Origin of the sequence: Mesorhizobium sp. YL-MeA3-2017 (assembly GCF_030814575.1) — a bacterium.
In the GTDB taxonomy this organism is placed as follows: Bacteria; Pseudomonadota; Alphaproteobacteria; order Rhizobiales; family Rhizobiaceae; genus Mesorhizobium; species Mesorhizobium terrae.
In genome coordinates this window covers 3,378,674-3,403,157 of sequence record NZ_JAUSVH010000001.1, presented here as the reverse complement: position 1 = coordinate 3,403,157, position 24,484 = coordinate 3,378,674, and the positions used below count along the sequence as shown (strand labels likewise).

General features: G+C 65.1%; 19 protein-coding genes. 10 read left to right on the top strand and 9 right to left on the bottom strand.

The window, feature by feature from the left end:
• Window positions 1-19: 19 nt before the first annotated feature.
• A complete protein-coding gene (locus tag QFZ88_RS16345) occupies window positions 20-811 on the bottom strand; it encodes a metallophosphoesterase family protein (protein ID WP_024922570.1) in 792 nt (263 codons plus the stop codon).
• Between the two features lie 296 nt (window positions 812-1,107).
• Here QFZ88_RS16345 and QFZ88_RS16340 point away from each other — a divergent pair, with 296 nt between their 5' ends.
• Window positions 1,108-2,259 carry an acyltransferase family protein gene (locus QFZ88_RS16340; protein ID WP_024922569.1) on the top strand — a complete coding sequence of 384 codons (1,152 nt, stop codon included), beginning with the start codon at window positions 1,108-1,110 and terminating at the stop codon, window positions 2,257-2,259.
• A 332-nt stretch (window positions 2,260-2,591) separates the two neighbouring features.
• Complete coding sequence (locus QFZ88_RS16335) at window positions 2,592-3,953, top strand: tyrosine-type recombinase/integrase (RefSeq protein ID WP_024922568.1); 1,362 nt, start codon at window positions 2,592-2,594, stop codon at window positions 3,951-3,953.
• Between the two features lie 26 nt (window positions 3,954-3,979).
• Here the strand turns inward: QFZ88_RS16335 and QFZ88_RS16330 are convergent, their stop codons facing one another.
• The 7 genes from QFZ88_RS16330 to QFZ88_RS16305 form a co-directional block, all read right to left on the bottom strand.
• On the bottom strand, window positions 3,980-5,119 hold the full coding sequence (locus tag QFZ88_RS16330; RefSeq protein WP_024922567.1) for a DUF3800 domain-containing protein: 1,140 nt from the start codon (window positions 5,117-5,119) through the stop codon (window positions 3,980-3,982).
• Window positions 5,116-5,232: an SEC-C metal-binding domain-containing protein gene (locus tag QFZ88_RS29535; protein ID WP_161773054.1), complete on the bottom strand. Its 117-nt coding sequence runs from the start codon at window positions 5,230-5,232 to the stop codon at window positions 5,116-5,118. Before QFZ88_RS29535 ends, QFZ88_RS16330 begins: the two co-directional genes overlap by 4 nt.
• Window positions 5,229-5,849 (bottom strand): competence protein CoiA, encoded by a 621-nt coding sequence (locus tag QFZ88_RS16325; protein ID WP_244431158.1) that lies wholly within the window; start codon window positions 5,847-5,849, stop codon window positions 5,229-5,231. The genes QFZ88_RS29535 and QFZ88_RS16325 overlap by 4 nt, the downstream gene beginning before the upstream one ends.
• Before the next feature lie 96 nt (window positions 5,850-5,945).
• Entirely contained in the window at window positions 5,946-9,449 is a 3,504-nt protein-coding gene (locus QFZ88_RS16320) for a DEAD/DEAH box helicase (RefSeq protein ID WP_024922565.1), read from the bottom strand.
• Entirely contained in the window at window positions 9,436-10,218 is a 783-nt protein-coding gene (locus QFZ88_RS16315; RefSeq protein ID WP_024922564.1) for a HamA C-terminal domain-containing protein, read from the bottom strand. Before QFZ88_RS16315 ends, QFZ88_RS16320 begins: the two co-directional genes overlap by 14 nt.
• 17 nt (window positions 10,219-10,235) lie before the next feature.
• Complete coding sequence (locus QFZ88_RS16310; protein ID WP_024922563.1) at window positions 10,236-11,252, bottom strand: nucleotidyl transferase AbiEii/AbiGii toxin family protein; 1,017 nt, start codon at window positions 11,250-11,252, stop codon at window positions 10,236-10,238.
• A complete protein-coding gene (locus tag QFZ88_RS16305) occupies window positions 11,245-11,838 on the bottom strand; it encodes a DUF6088 family protein (protein WP_024922562.1) in 594 nt (197 codons plus the stop codon). Before QFZ88_RS16305 ends, QFZ88_RS16310 begins: the two co-directional genes overlap by 8 nt.
• Before the next feature lie 254 nt (window positions 11,839-12,092).
• On the opposite strand from QFZ88_RS16305, the gene QFZ88_RS16300 reads away from it, so the two are divergent.
• From QFZ88_RS16300 to QFZ88_RS16285, 4 genes are all read left to right on the top strand, one after another.
• Window positions 12,093-13,286: a hypothetical protein gene (locus tag QFZ88_RS16300; RefSeq protein WP_024922561.1), complete on the top strand. Its 1,194-nt coding sequence runs from the start codon at window positions 12,093-12,095 to the stop codon at window positions 13,284-13,286.
• 172 nt (window positions 13,287-13,458) lie between these two features.
• Window positions 13,459-15,597 (top strand): ParB/RepB/Spo0J family partition protein, encoded by a 2,139-nt coding sequence (locus tag QFZ88_RS16295; RefSeq protein ID WP_024922560.1) that lies wholly within the window; start codon window positions 13,459-13,461, stop codon window positions 15,595-15,597.
• Window positions 15,598-15,763: 166 nt separating this feature from the next.
• A complete protein-coding gene (locus QFZ88_RS16290; protein ID WP_024922559.1) occupies window positions 15,764-16,177 on the top strand; it encodes a hypothetical protein in 414 nt (137 codons plus the stop codon).
• Window positions 16,174-16,404 (top strand): DUF6117 family protein, encoded by a 231-nt coding sequence (locus QFZ88_RS16285; protein WP_024922558.1) that lies wholly within the window; start codon window positions 16,174-16,176, stop codon window positions 16,402-16,404. The genes QFZ88_RS16290 and QFZ88_RS16285 overlap by 4 nt, the downstream gene beginning before the upstream one ends.
• Before the next feature lie 3 nt (window positions 16,405-16,407).
• Here the strand turns inward: QFZ88_RS16285 and QFZ88_RS16280 are convergent, their stop codons facing one another.
• On the bottom strand, window positions 16,408-16,767 hold the full coding sequence (locus tag QFZ88_RS16280; protein WP_024922557.1) for a hypothetical protein: 360 nt from the start codon (window positions 16,765-16,767) through the stop codon (window positions 16,408-16,410).
• A gap of 241 nt (window positions 16,768-17,008) precedes the next feature.
• Here QFZ88_RS16280 and QFZ88_RS16275 point away from each other — a divergent pair, with 241 nt between their 5' ends.
• From QFZ88_RS16275 to QFZ88_RS16260, 4 genes are all read left to right on the top strand, one after another.
• Window positions 17,009-21,322, top strand: coding sequence for a strawberry notch family protein (locus QFZ88_RS16275; protein WP_024922556.1), 4,314 nt, complete (start codon window positions 17,009-17,011; stop codon window positions 21,320-21,322).
• Entirely contained in the window at window positions 21,322-22,359 is a 1,038-nt protein-coding gene (locus tag QFZ88_RS16270; RefSeq protein WP_024922555.1) for a DUF7146 domain-containing protein, read from the top strand. The genes QFZ88_RS16275 and QFZ88_RS16270 overlap by 1 nt, the downstream gene beginning before the upstream one ends.
• A gap of 311 nt (window positions 22,360-22,670) precedes the next feature.
• The gene (locus QFZ88_RS16265; protein WP_024922554.1) at window positions 22,671-23,594 is read left to right on the top strand and encodes a DUF2493 domain-containing protein; all 924 of its coding nucleotides are present in this window, start codon (window positions 22,671-22,673) and stop codon (window positions 23,592-23,594) included.
• Window positions 23,595-24,313: 719 nt separating this feature from the next.
• Complete coding sequence (locus QFZ88_RS16260; protein ID WP_162835316.1) at window positions 24,314-24,481, top strand: hypothetical protein; 168 nt, start codon at window positions 24,314-24,316, stop codon at window positions 24,479-24,481.
• Window positions 24,482-24,484 lie beyond the last annotated feature (3 nt).

The window sequence follows — 24,484 nt, the reverse complement described above, 5'->3', positions numbered from 1 at the left end:
ACCGGGAGCCTCGCCGCTCTCAGGCGTCCTGCGGCAGATTGCTGAAATAGCGGCCCTTGTCCTGCCAGATGCGCAGCGCCGTCAGCCGGCCGCTGAAGAAGGCGCCGGTGTCGAGATTGACATGCATGCCGTCGCGCCGGGCTTCCTCGACCGGCGTATGGCCGTGCACGACATAGCGCGTCATCAGGTCGGCCCGCTCGTAAAAGGCCTTGCGGATGGAGACGAGATCCTCGTCGGTCTGTTTGTCCAGCGGCACGCCCGGCCGCAGGCCGGCATGCACGAACAGATAACGCGCCGTTTCCACCAGCACCGGCAGCGTGCGCAGGAACGCCAGGTGCGTCGCCGGGATCGACTTGCGGATGGTGTCGTCGACCTGGCGGTCGTCGCGGCAGATCTCGACCAGCCGCCGATGGTCGATGCCATAGGACAGAAGCGTGCTTTCGCCGCCGATACGCAGCCAGGGGAAGCGCCCGCGCCGCCCTTCGAGATAATCCAGCATGGCGAGTTCGTGGTTGCCGGCCAGGCAGATCCGCTCCAACCCCGCCGGCGGCGGCGCGACCAGGTGATCGATGACCTGTGCCGATGCCGGCCCGCGATCGACATAGTCGCCCAGCATGACGACGACCTTGCGGCCCGGCAGCGTCGCGGCGTCCGCCGCGATCACATCTTCCAGCGCCAGCAATTCGTCGAGGCAGCCATGGATATCGCCGACCGCGTAGACGGCGGTGTCGGCCATGTCGAGGCGCAGGCGCGGCAGCCTTGGCCGCGCAAAACCGGCCTTCAGGCCGAGAAACCGCGCGACGGCCTTCATCGCGCACCGTGTTTCAAACGAACCCGAACGCATGCGGCGACCGGATGCCCGGCGCCATCAGCCGTCGTCCTGTTATGCCGGGTAGCATTTTGTGAACCCGCCGGGTGCATCGAATCCCCTAGGTTTGTCGCCGGACCTCGTCCGTCGCCCTAGACACCACTTCGCGTCTCCGTGCTCCGCCTCCTGAGAGACCGCGTCACGAGCCGCTCCGCATGCCGGGGCGGCCAGATTCGAGGAGACGAATCCTGAAAACCGCTGTTTCCCACGCCCCGGCCGTTCCACCCATTCCGCCGTTAGTGTCCGACCGTGTCAGAATTGCGCGCGTGCTGTGCATCTTCTTCATGATGTTCGTTCACGTGCAGCCCGGCATCGCCGAGAATGTGCATGATCGCGACCCCGGCTTCTTCGACCTCGTCTATTTCACCCTGTCGCGCCTTGTCGGGCTGAGCTCGGTTTCGCTGCTCAGCATCGTCTCGGGCTATTTCATCGTCGCCAGCCTGATGAAGGCCGGCACGCTGTCGCTGGCGAAGTCCAAATTCAAGACGCTCATCGTCCCGCTCGTCGCCTGGAACATGGCGATGCTGGTGCTGCTGACCGCCTATGGGCTGATATCGGGCAAATGGCAGGACATGCCCGACAACACGTTGCTCGGCTGGTCAAACGCCTTTTTCGCCGTCACCGGATGGCCGCTGGACGTGCCGCTGTGGTTCCTGCGCGACCTCTTCATCTGCAGCCTGTTGTCGCCGCTTCTGCTGTTCGGGCTGCGGCGCTTCGCGCTGCCCACCATCGCGCTTTTGGTCGTCTACACGCTGTTCGGCGAGGATCTTTATCTGCTGCAGCGCCCGCAGCTGATGCTGTTTTTCGGCCTCGGCATGTGGCTGCGCATCGCCGGGACGAGCGCTCAGTTCCTCGACCGGCTGGCGCTGGCGCTGACCGCCGGGCTCGTGGTGATGGTCGCTGTCTTCATCACCATCCGGGTCGAACGCATCCTGCTTGCCGAAATGGACGCCGTGCTCAGGCTGACCCTCGACACCTCGCTGCGCATCACCATGGCCGGCGGCTTCTGGGCGCTCACCGGCCTGATCCGGCACGCGGGGCTGGCGCCAGCCTTCAGCCGGCTCGAACCCTGTGCCTTCCTCCTGTTCTGCAGCCACGCCATCCTCTTCAACTTCGCCGGTATCGTCTTCAGGCGCTTCTTCGGCAATTACGGCTCGGACCTCTTCCCGATCACCTTCTTCACGCTGCCCGCGCTGGCGATGGTCTCGGCCGTCATCGGCCTCCAGCTCATCCGCCGATCCTCACTGCTGCTCTTCCTGTTCAACGCCGGCCACGGCGTGCCACCGCTGCGCGAGGCGCCGCCGCTACGAAACGGCTGCGCTACCGAGGAAAGGAAAAAGCCCGGCCAACTAGGCGCGCGGCCGCTGCCGTCTGAAAGCGGGGGAGGTTAGAGCGCGACTGGTGGAGAATGAAGATCGGCTCTGGAAATATGCAGTTTAGTGCGACCCAACTCTTTCTAGAAAGGGCATGTGCCATCTAACTTATTGAAATCATTGGCGCACCCGACAGGATTCGAACCTGTGACCTCTGCCTTCGGAGCAATTTAGCCTGCCTATCCTAAATGCACGATAGGGCACGCTACAATGCGATATGTTACTGAAGTCGCTAGACAATTCGGATTTCCGCGCCGAACTGTCTATCCAGAAATTCGCTCCGATATCCATCCGGTTGCTTCCGTGGTGCTTCCGCGGAAGCAACCCCGCACTAGCGAGGGGAACGCCTCATGGCAAAGCTGACCAAGCGGATCGTGGATGCTGCCGATGTCCGCGAGAAGGACTATTTCATCTGGGACGACGAACTGCCCGGCTTCGGCCTCCGCGTGTTCGCTTCCGGCAAACGCAGCTACCTCATTCAATATCGCGCTGCTGGACGCACGCGACGCTACACCATCGGCCTGCATGGCGTGTGGACGCCAGAGACAGCCCGGCAAGAAGCGAAGGTCCAACTGGGTCGCGTCGCGCGCGGAGACAACCCTTCCGAGGAACGTCAGCTCGATCACAAGGCCATCACGGTCAAGGAGCTTTGCGCTCTCTATACCGCCGACCTGAACGCTGGCCTCATCCTGGGTAAGGGCGGGAGATCGAAAAAGCCGACCACCATCGTCACCGACACTGGCCGTATCGAGCGACACATCATCCCGCTGATCGGCGCACGCCGCGTCAAGGATCTCACCAAGGCCGACATCAACAAAGTCTTGAAGGACATCATGGCCGGCAAGACGCGCGTCGCCGTCAAGACGAAGAAGCTGCGAGGAAAGGCCATTGTTCGTGGTGGCGCGGGCACGGCCACGCGCACCGTCGGCCTATTGGGCGGAATCCTCACCTACGCTGTCGATGCTGGGATCATCGAGGTCAATCCGGCGCACGGCATCAAGAAGCCCAAGGACAATGTTCGGAATCGTCGGCTGACCGAGGCGGAGTATCGCACCCTCGGGCAAATGCTTCGCGATGCCGCGGCGAACGAAAAATACGCCATGACCGTGGACATCATCCGGCAGATCGCGCTCACCGGCTGCCGCCGCTCGGAAATGATCTCGCTAATGTGGATCGAGGCTGACACCGACGCGAGTTGCATGCGCCTGGTGGACAGCAAGGAAGGTGAGTCCATTCGTCCAATCGGATTGCCCGTCGTCGAGTATCTGGAGGAACGGCGCAAGACCGCAGCGGGCACCTATGTCTTCCCAGGTCAGGGCGAGGACAATGCGTTCGGCAGCTTCCCGAACCATTGGGAACAGATTTTCAACGACAGCCCGCTCGCCGGCGTCACGCCGCACGTCCTGCGTCACAGCTTTGCCAGCATCGCCAACGATCTCGGTTTCACCGAGGTGACGATCGCGGCGCTCGTCGGCCATTCCAAGGGCTCGGTGACGAGCAAATACATTCACACGCTCGACACTGCGCTCATCATGGCGGCCGACACGATCTCGGGCTACATCAACGGGCTGCTTGAGGGCATCGAATTCAAGCAGACGGCCTACGCGCTGGATCGCGATTCCCGGCGCGCTGCACTCGATCTCTTCCTGAGCAAAGCGGTGGGAGAGCCGGCGAACGAAGCGGAGGACGAGGAGCGTCGTCTGGCTGCCTGAGATCTCTGTGCGGAGCGCCATTAGGACTAGGAGAACATCCGATCCGCGAAGTCCGCCGGGATATGCGGAACACCCAGCGCTTCGAGCAGGCGGGTGCTCATCACCAGGTTGATGCCAGTCGCTTGCATCGGGTTGCCGGCGTCGATCATCCGGTGGAAGACCTCGCGGAGCGGCTTTTCGATGCGCCCCTTCCGCGCCTTGCCGTCCCGCGCGAAACGCATCGCGCAGCCCGCAAGGATGTCGGCTGCCTGGAGGCAGGGTTCGATCTTCCCTGTCGCAAAGATGAGATCGCCACGCCCTCGCAAACGATAGTCGGCGAACGGAACGATCGGCAGAGCCGCCTCAGCCGCGAGTTGCTCCATGAGCGTCTTGGAGTCCTCGAGTACCTTTGCGTACTGCATCTGCCCGTCGTGAACGAGTTGGGCGCCGTCGAGGCTCGCAGGGCGGGACTGGTTGAGACGAGCGTAGATGTTCGTGAGGCACTGGAGGTTGGGCAGCATCCAAACCTTCTTCCCGGTGGCTGACTCATCAGCGATTGGCAGAAATTCCTCGGCCTTCGCCGACGATTTCCGCACGCGGTCCCGCGCGAACATCGTCAGCATCTGTGCGGTTCGGGCGATCTCGGCGTCGGAGCGATCCAGCCAGTCCCAGAGCAGATCGATGACGGCCGCCACGGATGTCACCGAGAGTGTCTCGCAGGCGTTAATATAGGCCAGCAGCACCGCGTCGGAATCCTCGTCCGAGAGGAACTCGGCGATCATATTGCGGCTCGCCATGTCGACATCATCGAGTCCGTAGGAGCCGCAAAGCAGGTGGTTAACGATGTGGATCGCGACGAAGAACCGCTTGTCCACCAGCTTCACGAAGAGCGGCCATCGATGCCGGCCAAGGAAGGTGATCAGCTCACCCGCGATTGGCGTCAGCTTCTTTCCCAACTTGGTCGATTTCAGCTCGCCTTCACCGCAGGCGTAATGCACACGCAGCCGATCCAGCTCCGCGGCCAACAGCGCAGCATCCGCAGCGCCGACACAGGCCAGCGCGAAGAATGGTTGCCCAGCGAAATCGGGCGCTTTCGCCGAGGCTAGATCGCCGCTATGGCCGCTTTCGTCGAGGAAATAGCGGTCTACAGCAACGCTCGATGATGGGTGTTTGCTGTCGTCGGTCATCGGCCGTGACACTGCTTGAAGTTCCGGTCTGACTGGCACTGACACCGCTGGTTTCGACCGACCTTGGTTCGACTTCGTGGGGGCCGCGCCGCTCGATACGAGTAGTTCGTCAAGCAGCACCATCCTCCCAGCGGACGGCCCGCAAAAACTCATCGCGTGTCAGAGCGCAAAGGGCGAACTCGCCACGCTTCAATGGACTGCCGAGGCGGGCGGCCACGCCAGGACCGGCGAGGTAGAAGATGTATGGACCGGCATGGAAGAAGACGTGGGCAGCAGCGCGCTTCCATTTCTCAATGAACTGCTTGTTCGGTCCCATCCACCGCATGATCGCGAATTCCTTGCCGTCGAGATTGACGACACGCGATTTGAAATCGAGCGACATGCCGAAATAGGTTCCCAGGAACGAGCTTTCGCTATGGATGTGGACCAGCCAGAACATCCGATGCCCGCGGCGATAAAAAGCTTCCCGCGCGTTGCGCTCGTCCTCGCTGATTGAGGAGTGCTGCAGCTCCAGCACCGTCGCCCTGGGGGTGCCGCTACCGACCAGAACATCGGCGCGATGCAATTCTCCGGTCGCCGGATCGCGCAAAGCGATCTCACGGCACGCCATGTCGAAAAGTTCTTTCCAGCCGAGGTGCCAAGGCCCCTCGGGCTCGCTCCAAGGATCGCAGTCACCCGCCTTGTGCCGCCAATGGGGCGTGTTCTCGACAGGCATGACAGCGGTGAGCAAGCCGCCGCAGTCGCGGCAGGTCGTGCGCTCTCCCTTCGCGAAGGGCGCGCGCTTCTGGTCGTCGACCCAGGCATAGAGCATAGCTACGGCTTCCTTTTACGCATCGGCTGTCGGCCAGCGCAGTTTCCCGCGGCCGACACGCAAGGCCTCCACCAGCCTGGTGCCGCCGGGCAATCGGCCTGAAAAGAGGCTGGGCTTGGGATCGACCGCTGGCTTCTTGAAAGCAGCGACCCGCTGATAGTCGGGCGTCGTCAGCCAGGTTCGCCCGTCGCCCTCGTCGGTGACGATCCGATAGAGGCCGGAAGGCGGGGCGGCCGCGACGTCGAGCAAGCGCTTGTAGTGTTCGACCGACCACTTCTGGATGCCGCCGCTGAGGGCTTCGGTTCGGAACCGTGCCCATAGCGCGGCGGTGTCGGGCGTCGGCCAGTCGCCGGCATCCGTGTAGGCTGTGATCTCGTCGGATTCGAGCCAGGCCCTCATCTCGGCGGGCGTGACGAAAACCGGCTTGGCATCCTCGATCGCCGCCATGGCCGCGCGCCGTGACGGAAGGCCCGCGCGGATCAACATCGACATCATGAATTGCGGGACGCCGGTTTCGACCGCCGCCGCGGCGCCACCCGCCACCGTTTCCGGTGACCAGCCGAGGGACATGCGACGAGTGCGGACAGCTTCCAGCGCCCAGACCAGGCGATAGGTGAAGGCCTCTTCCACGGCCCGCATGTTCTGCGGTCCGATCTTGGCCACATCCTCGCCGGACACCCAACTGCGCAGAATAGCCTTCCAATTCGCCGGCAGCGCGTTCGCCTTGTCGGGGATGAAGGGCCGCATGAACAGCAGGCGCTCGCCAAGACCGCCGAGCGCCTCGACAAGTGCGTCAACGTCGCCGCTCAACGCCGCATCGTCAGCCCGGTCCAGAAGTTCGGCCAGCTCGTCGGCCATGGCGTCGATGGTGAGTCCAGCCTCAAGCCCAACGCCCATGGCGAAATGTCCGCGCCGCGCCTGCGCCGTGGTGGTCCTCCAGATGAGATCCGCACGCGCCTCGAACACCTTTTTGTGCAGCGGGGCGACATCCTCGTCTTCGCGGGCGATCTGGCGCGCCCAGAGCGATCCCTTGAGCGCTTCGTCCAAGAGCTTCGGCAGGTCGGCGCGATCGGAATCGAGTGCTTCGATCAGACCGAACACTGTCGCGTCGAGGCGTTCGACGATCTGCGACAGCGGCTCCTCGTCGATGGTTTCTTCCTCGTCCTCGCCGCCGCCTTCATCATCATCGCCGTCAGCGTCGTACTCCGCGCCGGCCGCCAGGCGCTCGGCGACCGCGGCTTCCTCCTCGGGCGATCTCCAGGCTTCACGGGCGTTGGCCAGATATTCCCAGGCATCGTCGCGATCCAGGACACCTTCGCGGGACAGGCGCTCAAGGATCTCGGCGACGATCTGGATGAGACCGCTCTTCAGCGTGCGGGCCTTGGCGGAAGCGACCAGCTTCCCCCATTCCTTCTTTCGCCAATCGACCTTATCGAACATGACATGGACGATGAGGCCTTCGACGTCCACGAAGGCGCGCCCGGCGCGGCCGGCGACGTTCGCAAACTCCTCGCCTTTGATCTTCTCGGACGCCCGATATAGCGCCGGCACCAACAGGACGGCGGCGTTGAGGTTGAGACCCTGCGAGAGTGTCGGCGACGCGACGATGACCTTCAGGACACCCTCGGACAACAGGGCTTCCAGCTCACGCAGGAACGGGCTCGGCAGCCGGCCGTGGTGGATGGCAACGCCGGCCTTCAGGCAGGCGACGGCGGGATGGTCTTCGCCCAACCATTCTTTGCCGACCTCCAGAGCGCGGGCGATGGAGGCCTCATCCTCCAACAGTGAGTCCAGATAGCCGCGCTTGCAGAGGTCCACGACCTGTTTGCCGTAGCTCTCGACCCAATTCGCCTGGGTGGAGAAAATCAGCGTCCGCTTGCCCTGGCCCGCGAATTCCCATGCCGCGAACAGGGCGAGATGTGAGTTCTTGCGCGGATAGGGCTTCTTCTCTTTCCCCCGCGCAGGTTTCTGCACGACGAATTTGTCGAGGAACGGACCATCATCGTCGAGATCCAGTCGCAGCCGCGCGTCCTTGCCCCGCCAGGTGAGTGCGCCGAACCGCTGGCGCGTGGGGCGCCAGTCGGAGCGCACCGGCTCGCCCGGTTCGTCAGAGCGTATCCACGCGGTGAGATCATCGAGTTCGTCGCCGCTGGGCAGGATCGCGGACAGACAGACGATGCGGCGTTCGCCCGCGTCCGCACGTCGAAGCAAACGCTGCACCAGCGTCTCGTATCGGATCTCGCGTTCGCTCGGGCCGATCATGTGGCCTTCGTCGAGGACGATCAGGCCGACATCGTCGATCAGCGACGGGTCGCTTCTCAGCGCGAAGTCGAGTTTCTCGGGCGTCGCGATGATGATCTCGCGGGAGCGCAGCGCGTCTTCATCGCCAGCCGAAAGGCCGCTGGCGCCGTAGAGGGAGGAGACGCTGAAGCCGAGCGGCGCAAACGTCTTTCTGAACGATCGCTCGGTCTGGGCGGACAGCGCGCGCAGCGGCGTCACGATCAGCACCCGGCGCGCCGACGACAGGGTCATCAGCGCGGCGATCTCGGCCACGCGGGTCTTGCCGGCACTGGTCGGCAGGGCGACGACCAGATCGTCGGTGACGTCCGTGGAGCGCCGGGCCGCTTCGCGCTGCGATGGCCATAGCTCCACCTCGGACGTCTTGCGGGCGTAGAGCGACGAGATGAATAGACGGCGCAGGTCCGGGTATTTTTCCTCCGTTCCCTCCGGCGGCTCGGTGGGCAGGTTCTCGTGCAGCGAATGCTGCCAAAGGTCATCGATCAGGTGACGACAGAGATTCGAGATCCACCACAGCGGAACATTCTCGGCGTTGTCCGCCAGGCTGACCGCGGTGCCGAGCAGCATCCGCGCGGTTTCGATCGGCTCGGGTTCGCCCGTCTCGAGCGCGAAGTCAAAATGCGCGAGAGCTCGGCAGATCGTCGTGTTGAGGATCGTCGATAGGGCCTCGTCGATGTCCGGCTCTTCGCCCGTCAGCGCCTCGGCGATCTGCTCATCTCTGTGAGCCTCATCGTCCAACCACTCGCGAACGAACCCGCGCAACTGGCCAAGATCGCGCAGGATCAGATGCCGGATCGCCGTTTCGCCGGGTGAGGCATTGAGATCGTCCGCGGTCTCGTTGAAGAGCGAATAGGCGACGGCCGAGAAGCCGGCCAGGTGATAGGCCGCTGCGGCGATCGTCCGGCGGAAACCGCGATCGGGAGACTCAGGATCGCCGTTGCGCACCAGGGCTTCGAAGGCGTTGGCGGCGCGCTCGAACGCCTTGCTGGTCAGATCCGACGCACCGGCCTGAGCGCGCAGGGCCATCGCCCCACGAAGCAGGGCAAAGCCGTGTTCGGCAAGATCAGTTTCGATCGTCGCACCGAGCGGCGGCGCGTTCGCCGGCAACACGCCTTCCTCACGCATCAGCGACCAGGCGGCGCCACGATAGAGCAGGCGCCCGAGGATGCCGTCGACGGTCGCGGTCGCCAGGAACGCGGTCAGTTCGTCAATCGTCTCCAAGGTCTTCCGCCTCCTGATACATGGCTGCGATGAAGTCCTGATGGTCCTCGACGTGGACGTTCACGACATAGTGGTCCCGGTTGGTTCCGGTGGCGTCGAGATCCTCCTTCAGCAAGGCGTGCGGGCCGTTGCCCGACACCGTGAAGAGCATATGGTCGATGCGATCGGCGCGGAGGGACTTCAGGCCCACTTCGTCACGCAGGCTGCGGCCTAGCGCGTTGTCGTCCGGGTCGTTGCTCTCCAACAGGCGGTTGGCGACGAACAGCAGGGAATCGGGCGTGCAACGGCCGCTATCGCGGTTGAGCACCTTGCGGGCGCTCGTGACCGTGGCCTTGCCGAGCACCTTGTTGCTCTTAGCTTCGCCCTTCAGGAGCCAGAGCTTCTCGCCGGCCGCATCGTATCCAGCGCCGATGAAGTCGTCGCCGCGCATGGCCATGTTGCGGCCGTCCTTGTAGCGGAGGCGGCGCACAGGGACGCGCAGGCCGATCTCTTCCTCGACCAGCTCGGTCGCGAGAATTTCACCGAGATCGCCGGAACGGCCCTTTGGCGTCTGGGGCATCGCCTCGCTGAGGATCTTCGCGGCGACCTTGTAGCCGAGCCGCTCCACGTCCTCGGCGATGCGTTCGAGCCGGTCGTAGTGCGAGCGGATAGTCTCGGCGAGGTCATCGCGAATCTCGTCGCGGCCGCCGTCCTTCTCGACATAGGTCCAGTAGCGCTTGCGCTTGTCCTTTTCCCTGGTGGCATCACACCACTTCTTATACAGCCCCACGCTTTCCCCAACTCCTGTTATTCCGCCGCGCGGTTCGCCCGTTCGGCGACGTCTGCGCATCGCTCGATCAGCGCCTCGAACGGCTCTGCGTCTTCCAGCAGCAACCCGTCTTCGACCATGCGCGCATAGTCCGTAGCCAATGCCGCGCGCGCCTCACCACTCGGTGCGAGCTGTAATTTCCCGCCGACGGCGGCTTCGTAATCAATAGTCTCGCCATCGGCCGCCTTCTCGGCGAAGAACATGCTCTTATGGCGGGCGACGGCGTTGGCGAGGTCGCGGTCGGCCAATGCGGCGGTGGCGATCCCCGCATCATCCAGTCGAACAACATCATGCCAGTGGCGGGCGAAGCGTTCGCCACGGAGCCGTTCCTGCAGGCAGAAGACGTGCATGGCCGTCGCCTTCTCCCAGAAGGTCCGCTCGGCGTGCATCACGCGCGGATGCGCCGTTGGAAATTCGACACCTTCGATCAGCCCGGCCGCGTCGCACACGACATTCCGCGGACTTGCCGGCTCGCCGGTCGAGCGGGCGCCGAACTCCAGCATCACGCTTGGAGCCACATAGCCCGACCCCGCCGAGGTCGCCTCATAGTCGACGAACAGCTTGTCGCCTTCGACCCGGAGCGCTGCGGGGAGCGATAGTGCTTTGATCGCGCCGGCAAGAAGGGGCTGGACCGTTCCGTCGACCCACTCGGGCAGGCGGTGCCGGACAGCCTTCGACCACCGCTTCTCCTCGCTGCGATTTTTCGGCAGGGCCTCGCCGTTCTCGCCCACCAGGTCGGGGGCGATGGCGCGGATGTCGTAGGTGAGATCCACGTCTTCGGAAAACCGCCGGATGACATGATACGCTTTCGACAGCGACGTGCCGCCCTTGAACACGAGATGCACGCCAAGGTCGGACCCGAACAGCGTCGCGAGGGTCCAGACGATCCAGACATCCTTCTCCAGCAGATGGAGCGGTCGCCCGGATCGATCGGCGGCGACGGCCAGAGCCTCGCGCCGATCGTCCGCCGACAATGTCAGGAACGCCTCAGCCATGCGCGACTTTGCCCACCGTCCTGGCGAGCCAGCTCGGAAGCTGGGGCGCGGCCGCGACGAGTTCGCCGAAGGTGGAAGACGGCAACTTGCGCTTCAACGTCTTCAAGGCGGCTTCCGCCTTCTCCGGCCCCAACCAGGCGAGCGCACGTACGGCCTGACCGGCGGGCCGATCGGCCAGCGCCAACTGCCAGCGCGGCGCATGCCGCAGCTCGACGACCTGCTGACCGAGATTCATCGTCCGGCTACGGCCCGATGTCAGATAGACCGACCGGACCGGCACCTGGGTCGTGAGGCCGAGCGCGTTGGCGGCGGCGGCGCCGTTCGACACGATGGTTTCGCCGCGCTGGAGCGCGAGGGCTTCGACGGCCTTCTCGACGGACGGCGCGCGAGAGCCGAACCGGCTGGAAACCGGGCGCAGATAGACGCCGCGCCCGGCGCGCATCAGCCGGCCACGTTCAGCCAGTCGCGACAAGGCCTGGTCCACCGCGGCGCGATTGCCGAGATGGAGTAGGCTCTTCGCCGCGATCGGAGCGCCCTCGGGCAAGCCCTCAGTATGCGCCAGAATCTGTTCGGTCAGTCGCTGCACGATAATCTCCTGTCAGAAATATACGCAGTTTTCTGACAGTTTTCAATCTCCCCAAAACCGGCTGGAAGGGCCAGCGATTGAGAGGGGCCTGGAGGGGAAAGCCTTCCCCTGCGGCCGAGCCCAGGGTCTCGGCCGACCCCTTCTGCGGGGAGACCCCGCAACGCCCCCATTAGAGTGAGAGTGTGGACCGGATTTCCGTGACGGGTTGAGGGTCGGGAGAGAGTCTTCCGACGCCCGTCATGGAGTTTGATCCCATGAACATGCAGGTTCTCGATGCCCGGCGCGACGTGAGTGGCGGCTGGAAGGTGGACGTCAACCGCGGCGAGCGCATCGGCCGCGTTTCCTCGGAGTGGTTCTCGCGGCCCGACGACGAGCGCTATCTCTCGCTCGCCGAACTCGGCCGGACCGTCCGCGAGCGGACTGAGCGCAGCCGGACGCGCGTCGTCGAATCCGCGCTCATCCATGTCGAAGCCAGCCGCACCGATCCCGAACGGCTTGCCCTGATCCTACCAGGCGCCGACAAGCCCATCGCGCCGACGCACTGGAGCTTCGGCCAGCTCGCCAGCCAGGTCGGCGCGCCGGCCGCCTATCTGCGGCAGCTCCCCGCCGCGCTCGCCGGCATCAACCTGCAATATGGCCTGACCGCTCACCGCGCCGAGCAGATCAAGACGCTCGAGACCGACGACGGCCGCGTCGAGCTGCGCGCCGTGACCGGCCCTGATTACGGCCGGATCTACGACCACGAGCTGGTCGAAGCCGTGCAGCGCATCGCCGGCAACGGCACCGGCGACACCCGATGGAAAGTGCCGGGCGTCCTCGACTGGTCGACCGGCGTCTATAATCCGCGCGTCGATATCACCAAGGACACCACGACGCTCTACGCCTCCGATCGCGACGTCTTCCTCTTCCTTGTCGACGATCTGAATCCGATCGAGGCCGGCAAGCTCGCGGACGGATCGCCCGATCTCTATTTCCGGGGCTTCTATGCCTGGAACAGCGAGGTGGGCGCGAAAACGCTCGGCATCGCGTCCTTTTATCTCAGGGCCGTGTGCCAGAATCGCAATTTGTGGGGCGTCGAGGATTTCGAGGAGATCTCCATCCGCCACTCCAAATACGCCGCCTCGCGCTTCGCCCATGAGGCGGCGCCGGCGTTGCTCTCCTTCGCGGACTCCTCGCCGCAGCCGTTCATCAACGGCATCAAGGCGGCGCGCGAACGCATCGTCGCGCACAAGGACGAGGAACGCACCGAATTCCTGCGCCGCCGGGGTTTCTCGAAGGCCGAGACCGGCAAGATCATCGACGCGGTGCTGGCCGAGGAAGGCCGTCCGCCGGAGAGCATCTTCGATTTCGTGCAGGGCATCACCGCCGTCGCCCGCGACAAGCCGCATCAGGACGCGCGGCTCGAACTCGAAGGCAAGGCCAAGAAGCTCCTCGATCGCGCCGCCTGATTCCCACAAAGCCGGAGATGCGGTTGTCCGTGTCTCCGGCTTTGCGTTTTTCCTCCAGCGTTTCCCCGACCCTCGATGCGCTGCCCTCCTAGAGTGAGAGGGCGGTGCTTCGCTTCGTGACGGGTTTAGGATCGAGAGAGAGGCTCTCGGCGCCCGTCGCGGAGTAAGTCTCATGGCAACTGCCATTCAGAAGATCACCCTGTCGTCGGCGCAGGACATCCCCTTCAACAAACTGGTGCTGAGCCAGTCGAACGTCCGCCGCGTCAAGGCCGGCGTCTCGATCGACGAGCTGGCCGAATCGATCGCCCGGCGCGGTCTCATCCAGTCCCTCCACGTCCGGCCGGTGCTCGATGCCGAAGGACAGGAAACCGGCATGTACGAAGTGCCGGCGGGCGGGCGTCGCTTCCGCGCGCTGCAACTCCTCGTCAAGCAGAAGCGCCTCACCAAGACCTCCAAGGTGCCGTGCGTGGTGTCGGACGCCAATGCCGACATCCTCGTCGACGAGGTGTCGCTGGCCGAGAATATCGAACGCGCCCCGCTGCATCCTCTCGACCAGTTCCGCGCGTTCCAGGCGATGCGCGAGAAGGGCATGACCGAGGAGGCGATTGCGGCAGCATTCTTCGCGCCCGTCCAGGTCGTGAAGCAGCGGCTTCGCCTCGCGGCCGTCTCGCCGGCACTGCTCGATATCTATGCCGAGGACGGCATCACGCTCGAACAGCTCATGGCGTTCACCGTCACCGACGATCATGCGCGACAGGAGCAGGTCTGGGAGTCGGTTCGCAATAGCTGGCAGAAGGAACCCTACCAGATCCGGCGCATGCTGACCGAGAGCGCCGTCCGCGCATCCGACAAGCGGGCCGTATTCGTCGGTATCGATGCCTATGAAACCGCCGGCGGCTGCGTGCTGCGCGATCTCTTCCAGGATGACGACGGCGGCTGGCTGCAGGATCCTGCGCTGCTCGATCGCCTGGTCGCCGACAAGCTGAAGGCCTCCGCCGAAGCGATCGCCGGCGAAGGCTGGAAATGGATCGAGGTGGCGATGAGCTTCCCCTATGGCGCCACCCACGGCCTGCGCGAGATCGTGGGCACGCCGCTCGACCTGACGGCTGACGAACAGGCGACCATCGAGGCGCTCAACGCCGAGTACGCCAAGCTGGAGGCCGAATATGAGCACGCCGACGAGTTGCCGGACGAGATCGATCAGCGCCTTGGCGAAATCGAAACCGCGCTCGCCAGCTTCGACGAGCGGCCGGTCCACTACGAGCCCGCAGACATCGCGATCGCAGGTGTCTTCGTCAGCTTGGATGCCGACGGCACGCTGTCGATCGACCGCGGCTATGTCCGCCCCGACGACGAGCCCGCCAACCAGTTGGACGGCGGCGAAGGGGATGAGCAGGATGATGGCGAACATGACGCTGACCATCCGATGACGCCTTCGGTCCAGCGTGCGGTCATCACCATCGGCGGCAAACCCGCCGGGTCCGAGGAGGAGGACGAGGACGACACGATCAAGCCGCTCCCTGATCGCCTCATCACCGAGCTGACCGCCGATCGCACCCTCGCGCTGCGCGACAAACTCGCCAGCGATCCCTCGGTCGCCTTCGTCGCCGTCCTGCACAAGTTCTGCCAGGACGTGTTCTACGGCGGCAGCCAGTATGGCTTCGCGATGGAGGTCAGCGTGCGCGGCACGACCTTCCATTCGCAGCCCGAAGGGTTGCGTGACAGCGTCTATGCCAAGGCGATCGAGGCCCGGCATGATGGCTGGCGCAAGCGGCTCCCGGGCAAGGTGGCTGATCTCTGGGATGGGCTGGCCGCACTGACTGGCCCCGAACAGGCGGAACTCTTCGCCCATTGCGCTTCATTCGGCGTCAATGCGCTCTACGAGAAGGCCGATCGCTATGGTGGCCGCGTCTCGGCGCACAGCATTGACCAGCGTATCGCCGAGGCCGATCGCCTGTCGCTCGCAGTCGGGCTCGACATGGCCGAAGCGGGCTGGCGGCCGACGGTTGCCAATTATCTCGGTCGCGTCACCAAGCCCCGCATCCTCGAAGCCGTGCGTGAAGGCGTCGGCGAGCGTGCCGCCCACCTCATCGAGCATCTGAAGAAGGGCGATATGGCGACCGAAGCGGAACGCCTCCTTGTCGAGACAGGCTGGCTGCCCGAGCCGCTGCGCAATTCCGGCATCGATGCTGGAACCATCGAGGCGGATGCTGGCGAGGGCGACGACGCGTTGCCGGACTTCCTCGCTGGCGATGACGAGGAGACCGTTGCCGACGATGACGAGGAACAGCACCTCGCCGCCGCCGAGTGACGATGTACCTTTCCTGATCTGATCAGCCCGGCGTCCCTTCGAAGGCGCCGGGCTTTTTTCATGCGAGGCGATCGAGAGGGAGAGTTTGGCCCGGACGAGGCGAGCCAGACCTGGAGGAGAGAGCGCCTGCCGGCTCTCCCGTTCCCTGCTCTCTGGGAGAGGCCGCATGGCCGAATACTTCACCCATTTCTCATGCCTGCTCGACGTCCGCACGGCTGACAACGCCGCTCGCGCGCTCGACCTCTACAACCAACTGTCCGAGGACGGAGCATCCGAGGATCCACCCTCCGATAACTTTCTCCTTTCCATTCAGCCCGAACATGGCGGCACGAAGCTATGGATGCGCGACGACGTCACCGGCGATCCAGAGCGGCTGATCCAGTTCGTCAAACGCTGCGCCGCCGAATTCCAGCTCACCGGGCGCTGGGGATTCCAGTACGCCAACACATGCTCGCGGCCGCGTCTCGACGGTTTCGGCGGCGGCGCGCATGTCCTTGATCTCGCAACCGGCGCGACTGTGGCGTGGACCTATACCGATGGCTGGCTTGCGACCATGCTCGCCGAGGGAGCTGCATCATGAGCATTCCCGATCATGCCCGCGCCAATTTCCAGACGTTGCTGCGCGCCGCCGAGAACGGTCATCTAGCTCTGATGGAATGCGCTGATGCCGTGACAGGCGAACCCCGCTACGTCATTTGCGCCGTAAGCCGCGATGGCGATTATCTGTTCACGCCATTCGGACACCTCGCCGACGGCAATCCCTATGAGGCCTATGTTCCGCCCGGCAGCGAGCCGGCATCCCGATAGCGGCTACCAGACGGCCACTTCCCATTGCCCGTTGACGCGCGCGAAGCCGATCGGCCGGTTTTGCGGCGTCGCGTTCGGCTTGGTCGAATCCATGACGAGCTGCGTCATGCAGGTGACACCAGGGCCGACCCCACCAGGGGAGCAGTCGCCGAGCTTCAGCGTTGCGTTGGCGAGCGACGTTCCCGTGAACAGCCGGTGGCGCCGAACCGCGTCGGTCGCCTCTGCCTCAGTCGGCTGCGCTACGCCGGCCGCCGCTGCCGGCGACGCCGCTACCGGTAACAATGCGGGCCGCAGGGCGAACCCGGCTCCAAATCCCACCACCAGGCATCCCGCCGCGACGATGCCGACCACGCTTCCCTTCATGCCGCTGCTTCCTTCCTCTCCCGCCGCAGCGCGGCGGAAATCATCCGAGGCGCGGCGGCATCCTGCCTTTGCGTTGGATGCCGGAGTCTAGCGGGGCGCCTCGCGCGGTGGAAGGCCAAGCGATGAGCCGGGATACGGTCGCGGCAGAGTGAGAGGAAGGCCGGGACGGGTTTGAGCCCGTCCGGTCCGAGAGAGAGCGCCGGCGGGCATCCCCGTTTCCGCTCTCCCGAGGACCTCTTCCATGAACGCTCACACGCTAGCGTCGGCGCTGCCGATCGGTGCCGATCAGCCGACTGATGCCGCCGCCATCCATGCCGCGGCACACCTCCTTCTTCCTCACATTGAGCGCGGCGAGCGCATCGACGCCGCGATCCTGCGCACCGCCATGGAGATCACCTTCGGCGCGTCCGACACGTCTGGCGCCTGGGACTGGAAGGCCGCCTACGAAGCCTGCGAGGCCGCCACCGTCCTCATGCTCCGCAAATACGGAAAGGCGCTTTTGCGCAAAGCCGGTTCTCCGGCCGCGGCCATTCCCCAGCTCAGCAAGATCGCGGGTTTGCTGCCCACCCACACGCGACGCTCCGAAGAGGCCCAGGCTTTCCAGCAATTCTCGACGCCGATCCCGCTCGGCTTGGCCGCGATCACGGCGGCGGCCATCACCCCCGTCGATCGCGTGCTCGAACCATCGGCCGGCACCGGCCTTCTCGCCATCCTCGCCGAGATCGCGGGCGGCACGCTCGTCCTCAACGAACTCGCCGAGACCCGGGCTGAGATTCTCTCCTCCCTCTTTCCGGCCATCCCCGTCACCCGCTTCGACGCCGCGCAGATCGACGATCATCTCGATCCGGCGACCGTCCCGACCGTCGTGGTGATGAACCCGCCATTCTCGGTGCTCGCCAATGTCGAGGGACGCATCGCCGACGCGGCCTATCGCCATCTCGCATCCGCGCTCGCCCGGCTCGCCGATGGCGGGCGCCTGGTCGCGATCACCGGCGCGAACTTCGGCCCGGACATGCCGGCCTGGCGCGACGCCTTCGTTCGCCTGCAGGAGCGAGGCCGCGTCGTGTTCACCGCTGCCGTCCACGGCTCGGTCTACGCCAAGCACGGCACGACCGTCGAAACCCGGCTGACCGTGATCGACAAGATCCCGGCCGACGATCCGCTCTCCTTTCCGGCATCCCCCGGCACGGCGCCGGACATCGCCACGCTGATGACGTGGATCGCCGAGCATGTGCCGCCGCGCTTGGCCCTTGCGCCCGCTGTTCAGGTCATGCCGATCAGCGCTGCACCGCGCACCGTTCGCGGCTATCTCGCGCGCACCGCGGCGACATCATCGACCCGCGCGAGCCTCGCCGATCCTCAAGGCGCACCACTCGCCTATGAGACCGTCGACTGGACCCCGGCCGAGGGCGCGCGGCTCAGCGATGCGATCTACGAGCAATACGGATTGCAGACGATCCGCATTCCCGGCTCTAAGGCCCATCCCACCAAGCTCGTGCAGTCCGCCGCCATGGCTTCGGTCGCTCCGCCGAAGCCGAGCTATCGGCCGACGCTTCCTGCGACCATCCTGAACTCGCTTTCCGATGCCCAGCTCGAAACCCTGATCTTCGCGGGCGAAGCCCATTCCGATTTTCTCGCGGGCTCCTGGACGGTCGACGACACGTTCGACGTCGTGGCGGCCGCCGCCGATGATGCCAGCGGTGTCGTCCGCTTCCGTCGCGGCTTCTTCATCGGCGACGGCACGGGCGTTGGAAAGGGGCGCGAGTCCGCCAGCATCGTGCTCGACAACTGGATGCAGGGCCGGCGCAAGGCGGTCTGGATCTCCAAATCCGACAAGCTGATCGAGGACGCGCAGCGCGACTGGTCCGCCCTCGGCATGGAGCGCCTCTTGGTCACGCCGCTCTCGCGCTTCCCGCAGGGCAAGTCGATCACGCTGCCGGAAGGCGTCCTATTTACAACCTATGCCACGCTGCGCTCCGACGACCGCGGCGAGAAGGTTTCGCGGGTCAAGCAGATCGTCGAATGGTTGGGCTCCGATTTCGACGGAGTGATCATTTTCGACGAGGCGCACGCGATGCAGAACGCCGGCGGCGGCAAGGGAGAACGCGGCGACGTCACGCCCTCGCAGCAAGGGCGCGCGGGACTGCGCCTGCAGCACGCCTTGCCCAATGCGCGTGTCGTCTATGTCTCGGCGACCGGCGCCACCACGGTCCAGAACCTTGCCTATGCGCAGCGGCTGGGCCTGTGGGGTGGCGACGATTTCCCCTTTCCGACCCGGGCGGAGTTCGTCGAGGCGATCGAGGCCGGCGGCGTCGCGGCGATGGAGGTGCTGGCCCGCGACCTGCGCGCGCTCGGTCTCTACACCGCCCGGTCGCTCTCCTTCGACGGCGTGGAATATGAGCTGGTCGAGCACGAGCTGACGCCCGAGCAGCGGCGCATCTACGATGCCTATGCCGGCGCCTTCGCCATCATCCATAACCATCTCGACGCGGCCATGCAGGCGGCAAACATCACCGGCTCGACCGGGACGTTGAACCGCCAGGCCAAATCCGCCGCACGCTCGGCCTTCGAAAGCTGCAAGCAACGCTTCTTCGGTCACCTGCTGACCTCAATGAAGACGCCGACGCTGATCCGCTCGATCGGGCAGGATCTGGAGGCCGGCCATTCCGCCGTCATCCAGATCGTCTCGACCGGCGAGGCCCTGATGGAACGGCGCCTAGCCGAAGTCCCGACCGAGGAATGGAACGACATTCGCGTCGACATCACGCCGCGTGAGTACGTTCTGTCCTACCTCGAAACCGGCTTCCCGGTGCAGCTCTATGAGCCCTTCGCCGACGGCGAGGGCAACATGTCCTCCCGTCCGGTCTATCGCGATGGCCAGCCCGTCGAGAGCCGCGAGGCGGTCGCACGCCGCACCGAGCTGATCGAGAAGCTCGCCAGCCTCCCACCGGTCCCCGGCGCGCTCGACCAGATCGTCCAGCATTTCGGCGCGGACATGGTGGCCGAGGTCACCGGCCGCTCGCGCCGCATCGTGCGCAAGGGGCAGCGCCTTGCGGTCGAGACCCGCGCGGCCTCCGCTAACCTCGCCGAGACGCAGGCCTTCATGGATGACATGAAGCGCGTGCTCGTCTTCAGCGATGCCGGCGGCACCGGCCGCAGCTACCATGCCGAGCTGTCGGCGCGGAACACGCGGCTGCGCGTCCACTATCTCCTCGAACCGGGCTGGAAGGCTGACGCCGCGATCCAGGGCCTCGGCCGCACCCACCGCACCAATCAGGCGCAGCCCCCGCTGTTCCGTCCGATCGCGACCAACGTGAAGGCGGAGAAGCGCTTCCTTTCGACCATCGCGCGCCGGCTCGACACGCTGGGCGCAATCACGCGCGGCCAGCGCCAGACCGGCGGCCAAGGCCTGTTCCGGCCCGAGGACAATCTGGAGAGCCACTATGCGCGCGATGCACTGCGCCAGCTCTACATCCTGATCGTCCGCGGCAAGGTCGAGGGATGCTCGCTCCAGCGGTTCGAGGAAACGACCGGCCTGAAGCTGATGGACGACAACGGCATCAAGGACGAGCTGCCGCCGATCACGACCTTCCTCAATCGCCTTCTCGCGCTGACCATCGACCTGCAGGACATCTTGTTCGCCGCCTTCGAGCAGCTCCTGACCGCTAAGGTCGAGGGCGCGATCGCCGCCGGCATCTACGACGTCGGGCTGGAAACGCTACGCGCGGAGAGCTTCGTCGTCACCGAGCGCCAGACCATCTACACCCATCCCGGCACCGGCGCGGAAACCAGCCTGCTCACCATCCAGCAACGCGAACGCAACCGGCCGATGACCGCCGAGGAGGCGATGGCGTGGCTCGATGATCCGGCCGCCATGCTGCTGGTCAACGAGCGTTCCCACCGCGCCGCCGTTCAGCTTCCAGCGCCATCGCTGATGCTCGACGATGGCGAGATCGAACGCCGCGTGCGGCTGATCCGGCCGATGGAGCATCATCATGCATCGCTCCGCATGATGGACGAGAGCCATTGGATCGCCGCCAGCCGGGCCGAGTTCACCGCCGCCTGGAACGCCGAGGTCGCGGAGGTGCCGGCCTATTCCGACTCCACCATCCACATCGTCGCCGGCCTGCTGCTGCCGATCTGGAAGCGGCTGCCCAACGAATCGAGCCGCGTCTATCGGCTCCAGACCGACGACGGGGAACGGATCATCGGCCGCCGCGTGTCGCCCGCCTGGGTCGCCAACGCCACCACGGTCGGAACGACGAGCCTGTCGGCAGGCCATGCCTATGCCGCGCTGGTCGAGGGCAAGACGATCCTCGACCTGGCCGAAGGCCTCCAGCTCCGCCGCGTGCGCGTCATGGGCGCCGATCGCATCGAACTCTCAGGTTTCATCGACGCGATGCGTGAGCGCCTGCGCGCCTATGGTCTCTTCAGCGAGATCATCTCGTGGAAGCTCCGCTTCTTCGTGCCCGTGGGCGCGGATGGTGCGGCTATCATCGGCAAGCTGATCGGCACCTATCCGATCCAGCGCGTCGGCGAACGGGAGGCTGCGTGATGGTTCGTCTCGACGCATCCGATCTCGCGCAGCGTCTCGGCCGACAGGCCGAGGCGGTGTGCCGCCACTATCTCGGCAACGGCCATCGCCAGGGCAATTACTGGCAGGTCGGAGACGCCCGCAACACCAAGGGTCGCTCGATGTATGTCCGCCTCAAGGACTCGCCCAAAGGCCCCGCCGGGAAATGGACCGATGCCGCGACGGGCGAACATGGCGACCTCCTCGACGTGATCCGCGAAAGCTGCGGCCTCATCGACTTCAAGGATGTCGCTGAAGAGGCGCGGCTGTTCCTCAGTATGCCACCACCCGAGCCGGAACCGTCCGCGTTCCAGCCTCTGGCGCCTGCACCGCATGGATCGCCCGAAGCCGCACGGCGTCTCATCCGCATGTCACAGCCGATTGCGGGCACAATCGTCGCGGCGTATCTCCGGAAACGCGGCATTACGGATCTCCGTGGAACCGGAAATCTGCATTTCCACCCACGCTGCTATTATCGGTCTGACGAACACGCGCCGACCGAGACATGGCCGGCGATGATCGCCGCCGTCACCGATCTTGCGGGCAGGATCACCGGGGCGCATCGCACCTGGCTCGACCCTCAACGCCTGGACAAGGCGCCCCTCGACACCCCGCGCCGGGCGATGGGCGATCTCCTCGGCAACGTGGTTCGCTTTGGCGTCGGCGGCGACGTGATGGCGGCCGGCGAAGGCATCGAGACGGTCCTCTCGGTCCGACAAGTCGTCCCCAACATGCCGATGGTGGCGGCGCTCTCCGCAGCACATCTCGCCGCCATCCTCTTCCCCGACACGCTACGGCGGCTCTACATCTTGCGCGATGACGATCCGGCCGGTGACGGAGCGCGTGACAGCCTGGTCGAACGGGCGAACGCGGCCGGGATCGAGGCGATCGTGATCTCGCCACAGCTCGGCGACTTCAACGAGGATCTCCGCGCCCTCGGCCTCGCGACGCTGCGCAGCCAGACGCGGGTGCAGCTCGGGCCGCAGGACGTCGCACGCTTCATGGCGCCGGCGGCATAGCCGGCAAAGAAGCTGTGGGACGGCATCGACGCCGTGTTCACGCAGATGCAGGGGATCGGAGAGGACCGCGCCTCGGCCTTCGAGAGGGCGATCGGCCCACAGGCGGGCCGGCCCGGCAATGGCTGCGGCCGACTATTTTCCGGCGCGGCCCTAAGGGGCCGCTTTCCATCGCGAGGCAAAATAGCCGGCCTGCGCCATCCTCCGCTGACGCTCCGGCCCCTCGCTTGCGCTCCGGGTGCAGCGCCGTCCCGCCGGTGGGCTTCGTCGCCATGAAGGCCGCGACGGTCGCGGTCCAACCGACGGAGCATCCCATGCACGAGCACGACGACTACGAACCGCACCACGAATCCTCAGCAACCGACCATGTCCTCAACGAACTGCAGCTCCACGGCTACCGGCCCTTCGCCGATGAACCAGACCAGCGGCTTCTGCCAGACGGCAACGCGGTAGCGGGCGCGATCGCCGATATCTTCGACGCGCTGATCGTGACCTTGGAGGACTCACGCCTCGAACCCGACCTCGACGATCTCCTCTGGTCGACCGTTAACGTCTTCCATCGCGCCGCCGAGCGGATCAACCGCGAACTCGACGATAACGAGCAGGCGCAAAAGCGCTCCCAGCGCGAACAGGACGGCAGCGAGGTGAAGTCAGTCGATCTCGAGCGCCTCACCGCCGAGGGCATGACACTGGTCGAGCGCCAGACCGCCTTCGAACTAATGCGCGACCAGGCCGCCGAGCACTATGAACGCCAGATCGGCAAACCCTGGCTTCCGCGCTCGGGATCGAAGGTCAACCACCGCAACCTCACCTCGGCGATGATCGACAGCCGCGACTTCCTCATGGCGAAGAAGCGCGCCGAGCAGGAGGTGCTCCTGCCGCCTGGCCCGAAGATCGCCGTCACCGGCGGGCTCGATTTCGACAACCATCGTCTGATCTGGGCGAAGCTCGACCAGGTCCACGAGAAGCACCCCGACATGGTGCTGATCCACGGCAAATCGCCGAAGGGCGCCGAAAAGATCGCGTCTCTCTGGGCCAAGAATCGCAATGTCCCGCAAATCGGCTTCGCACCCGACTGGACGAAGCACGGCCGGGCTGCGCCCTTCAAGCGCAACGATGAGATGCTGCAGATCGTGCCGAAGGGCGTGCTGCACTTCCCGGGCACCGGCATCAACGACAACCTCGCCGACAAGGCCAAGAAGCTCGGCATCCCGGTCTGGAAGTTCGGCGGCGCGTAAGCGCCGCCTCATCAATTCGCTATCCGCAATAAACCGAGCGCATGGCATAGCGTAATCCACGCCACGATTGACGCCACTTCCGGTCCCCGCACGTTCGGACGCCGTACTCGCCCAGGTTCTCTTGGAAAATGCCGCCGTAAAAGTTGAAGCCGCTGAGTGGGCGGCGAGTCGCGGATTGGACAATGAGGCCCTGCATGCGATGGCCATCGCCATCGAGCTGCTCCTGAAATCGTATCTTCTCAATGTCGCGACCAATGACGATTGGAACCGCGCGAATATCGGGCACGATCTCGCCAGGGCACTCTATTATTCGACCCAAGCCGGCTTGGCCCCACCTTCACGTGTCGAATGGGTTATCGGTTACCTCCATCCGCACTTTCAAGGTGGCGGGTTTCAGCGAGAGTCGTCGACACCATGGCCACCAGGTCTTGCATACGACGCATGTGAGGTCGGGCGTCAGCTTGTCCAAGCAATACGGCTTCACGTTCTTCACGCTTGAATCGTTCCGGCTCCTCGCTCGGAGACGACCACCTCCCGCTGAATGGCGCTAATCCTTGGTCCAGCCGATGGCCTAACGCCATCAACCCGTGAAGGGTCGGACTACGCTTACGCGTGCCGCCGCTTCGGCTCTGCCTGCGCGGTGATTGCAGCCCTCGGCCGAACACATCGGGCACCTGTCAGCGGGGGATGGTCCCCCGCTCCAAACAGGAGCCGGATCGATGTCCTTCCCCGACGCACACGCCTTCGCCTTCAGCCTCGCCACCAGCCTGATGGTCGCCATCGTAATCTTCCGCGCCGGTGACGGCACCCTCTCGGTCACCCCTGCCACCGAATTCGACGGCGACGACTCGGAAATCGTCCACGAAATCGATCCCTTCGCCCCATGACTG

What these genes read in the sequence shown, in the direction of transcription:
- QFZ88_RS16260 (WP_162835316.1), top strand. Translation starts at nt 24,314, where the DNA reads ATGTCCTTCCCCGACGCACACGCCTTCGCCTTCAGCCTCGCCACCAGC.
- QFZ88_RS16300 (WP_024922561.1), top strand. Translation starts at nt 12,093, where the DNA reads ATGAACATGCAGGTTCTCGATGCCCGGCGCGACGTGAGTGGCGGCTGG.
- QFZ88_RS16310 (WP_024922563.1), bottom strand. Translation starts at nt 11,252, where the DNA reads ATGGCTGAGGCGTTCCTGACATTGTCGGCGGACGATCGGCGCGAGGCT.
- QFZ88_RS16275 (WP_024922556.1), top strand. Translation starts at nt 17,009, where the DNA reads ATGAACGCTCACACGCTAGCGTCGGCGCTGCCGATCGGTGCCGATCAG.
- QFZ88_RS16345 (WP_024922570.1), bottom strand. Translation starts at nt 811, where the DNA reads ATGAAGGCCGTCGCGCGGTTTCTCGGCCTGAAGGCCGGTTTTGCGCGG.
- QFZ88_RS16335 (WP_024922568.1), top strand. Translation starts at nt 2,592, where the DNA reads ATGGCAAAGCTGACCAAGCGGATCGTGGATGCTGCCGATGTCCGCGAG.
- QFZ88_RS16295 (WP_024922560.1), top strand. Translation starts at nt 13,459, where the DNA reads ATGGCAACTGCCATTCAGAAGATCACCCTGTCGTCGGCGCAGGACATC.
- QFZ88_RS16265 (WP_024922554.1), top strand. Translation starts at nt 22,671, where the DNA reads ATGCACGAGCACGACGACTACGAACCGCACCACGAATCCTCAGCAACC.
- QFZ88_RS16280 (WP_024922557.1), bottom strand. Translation starts at nt 16,767, where the DNA reads ATGAAGGGAAGCGTGGTCGGCATCGTCGCGGCGGGATGCCTGGTGGTG.
- QFZ88_RS16285 (WP_024922558.1), top strand. Translation starts at nt 16,174, where the DNA reads ATGAGCATTCCCGATCATGCCCGCGCCAATTTCCAGACGTTGCTGCGC.
- QFZ88_RS16330 (WP_024922567.1), bottom strand. Translation starts at nt 5,119, where the DNA reads ATGACCGACGACAGCAAACACCCATCATCGAGCGTTGCTGTAGACCGC.
- QFZ88_RS16290 (WP_024922559.1), top strand. Translation starts at nt 15,764, where the DNA reads ATGGCCGAATACTTCACCCATTTCTCATGCCTGCTCGACGTCCGCACG.
- QFZ88_RS16270 (WP_024922555.1), top strand. Translation starts at nt 21,322, where the DNA reads ATGGTTCGTCTCGACGCATCCGATCTCGCGCAGCGTCTCGGCCGACAG.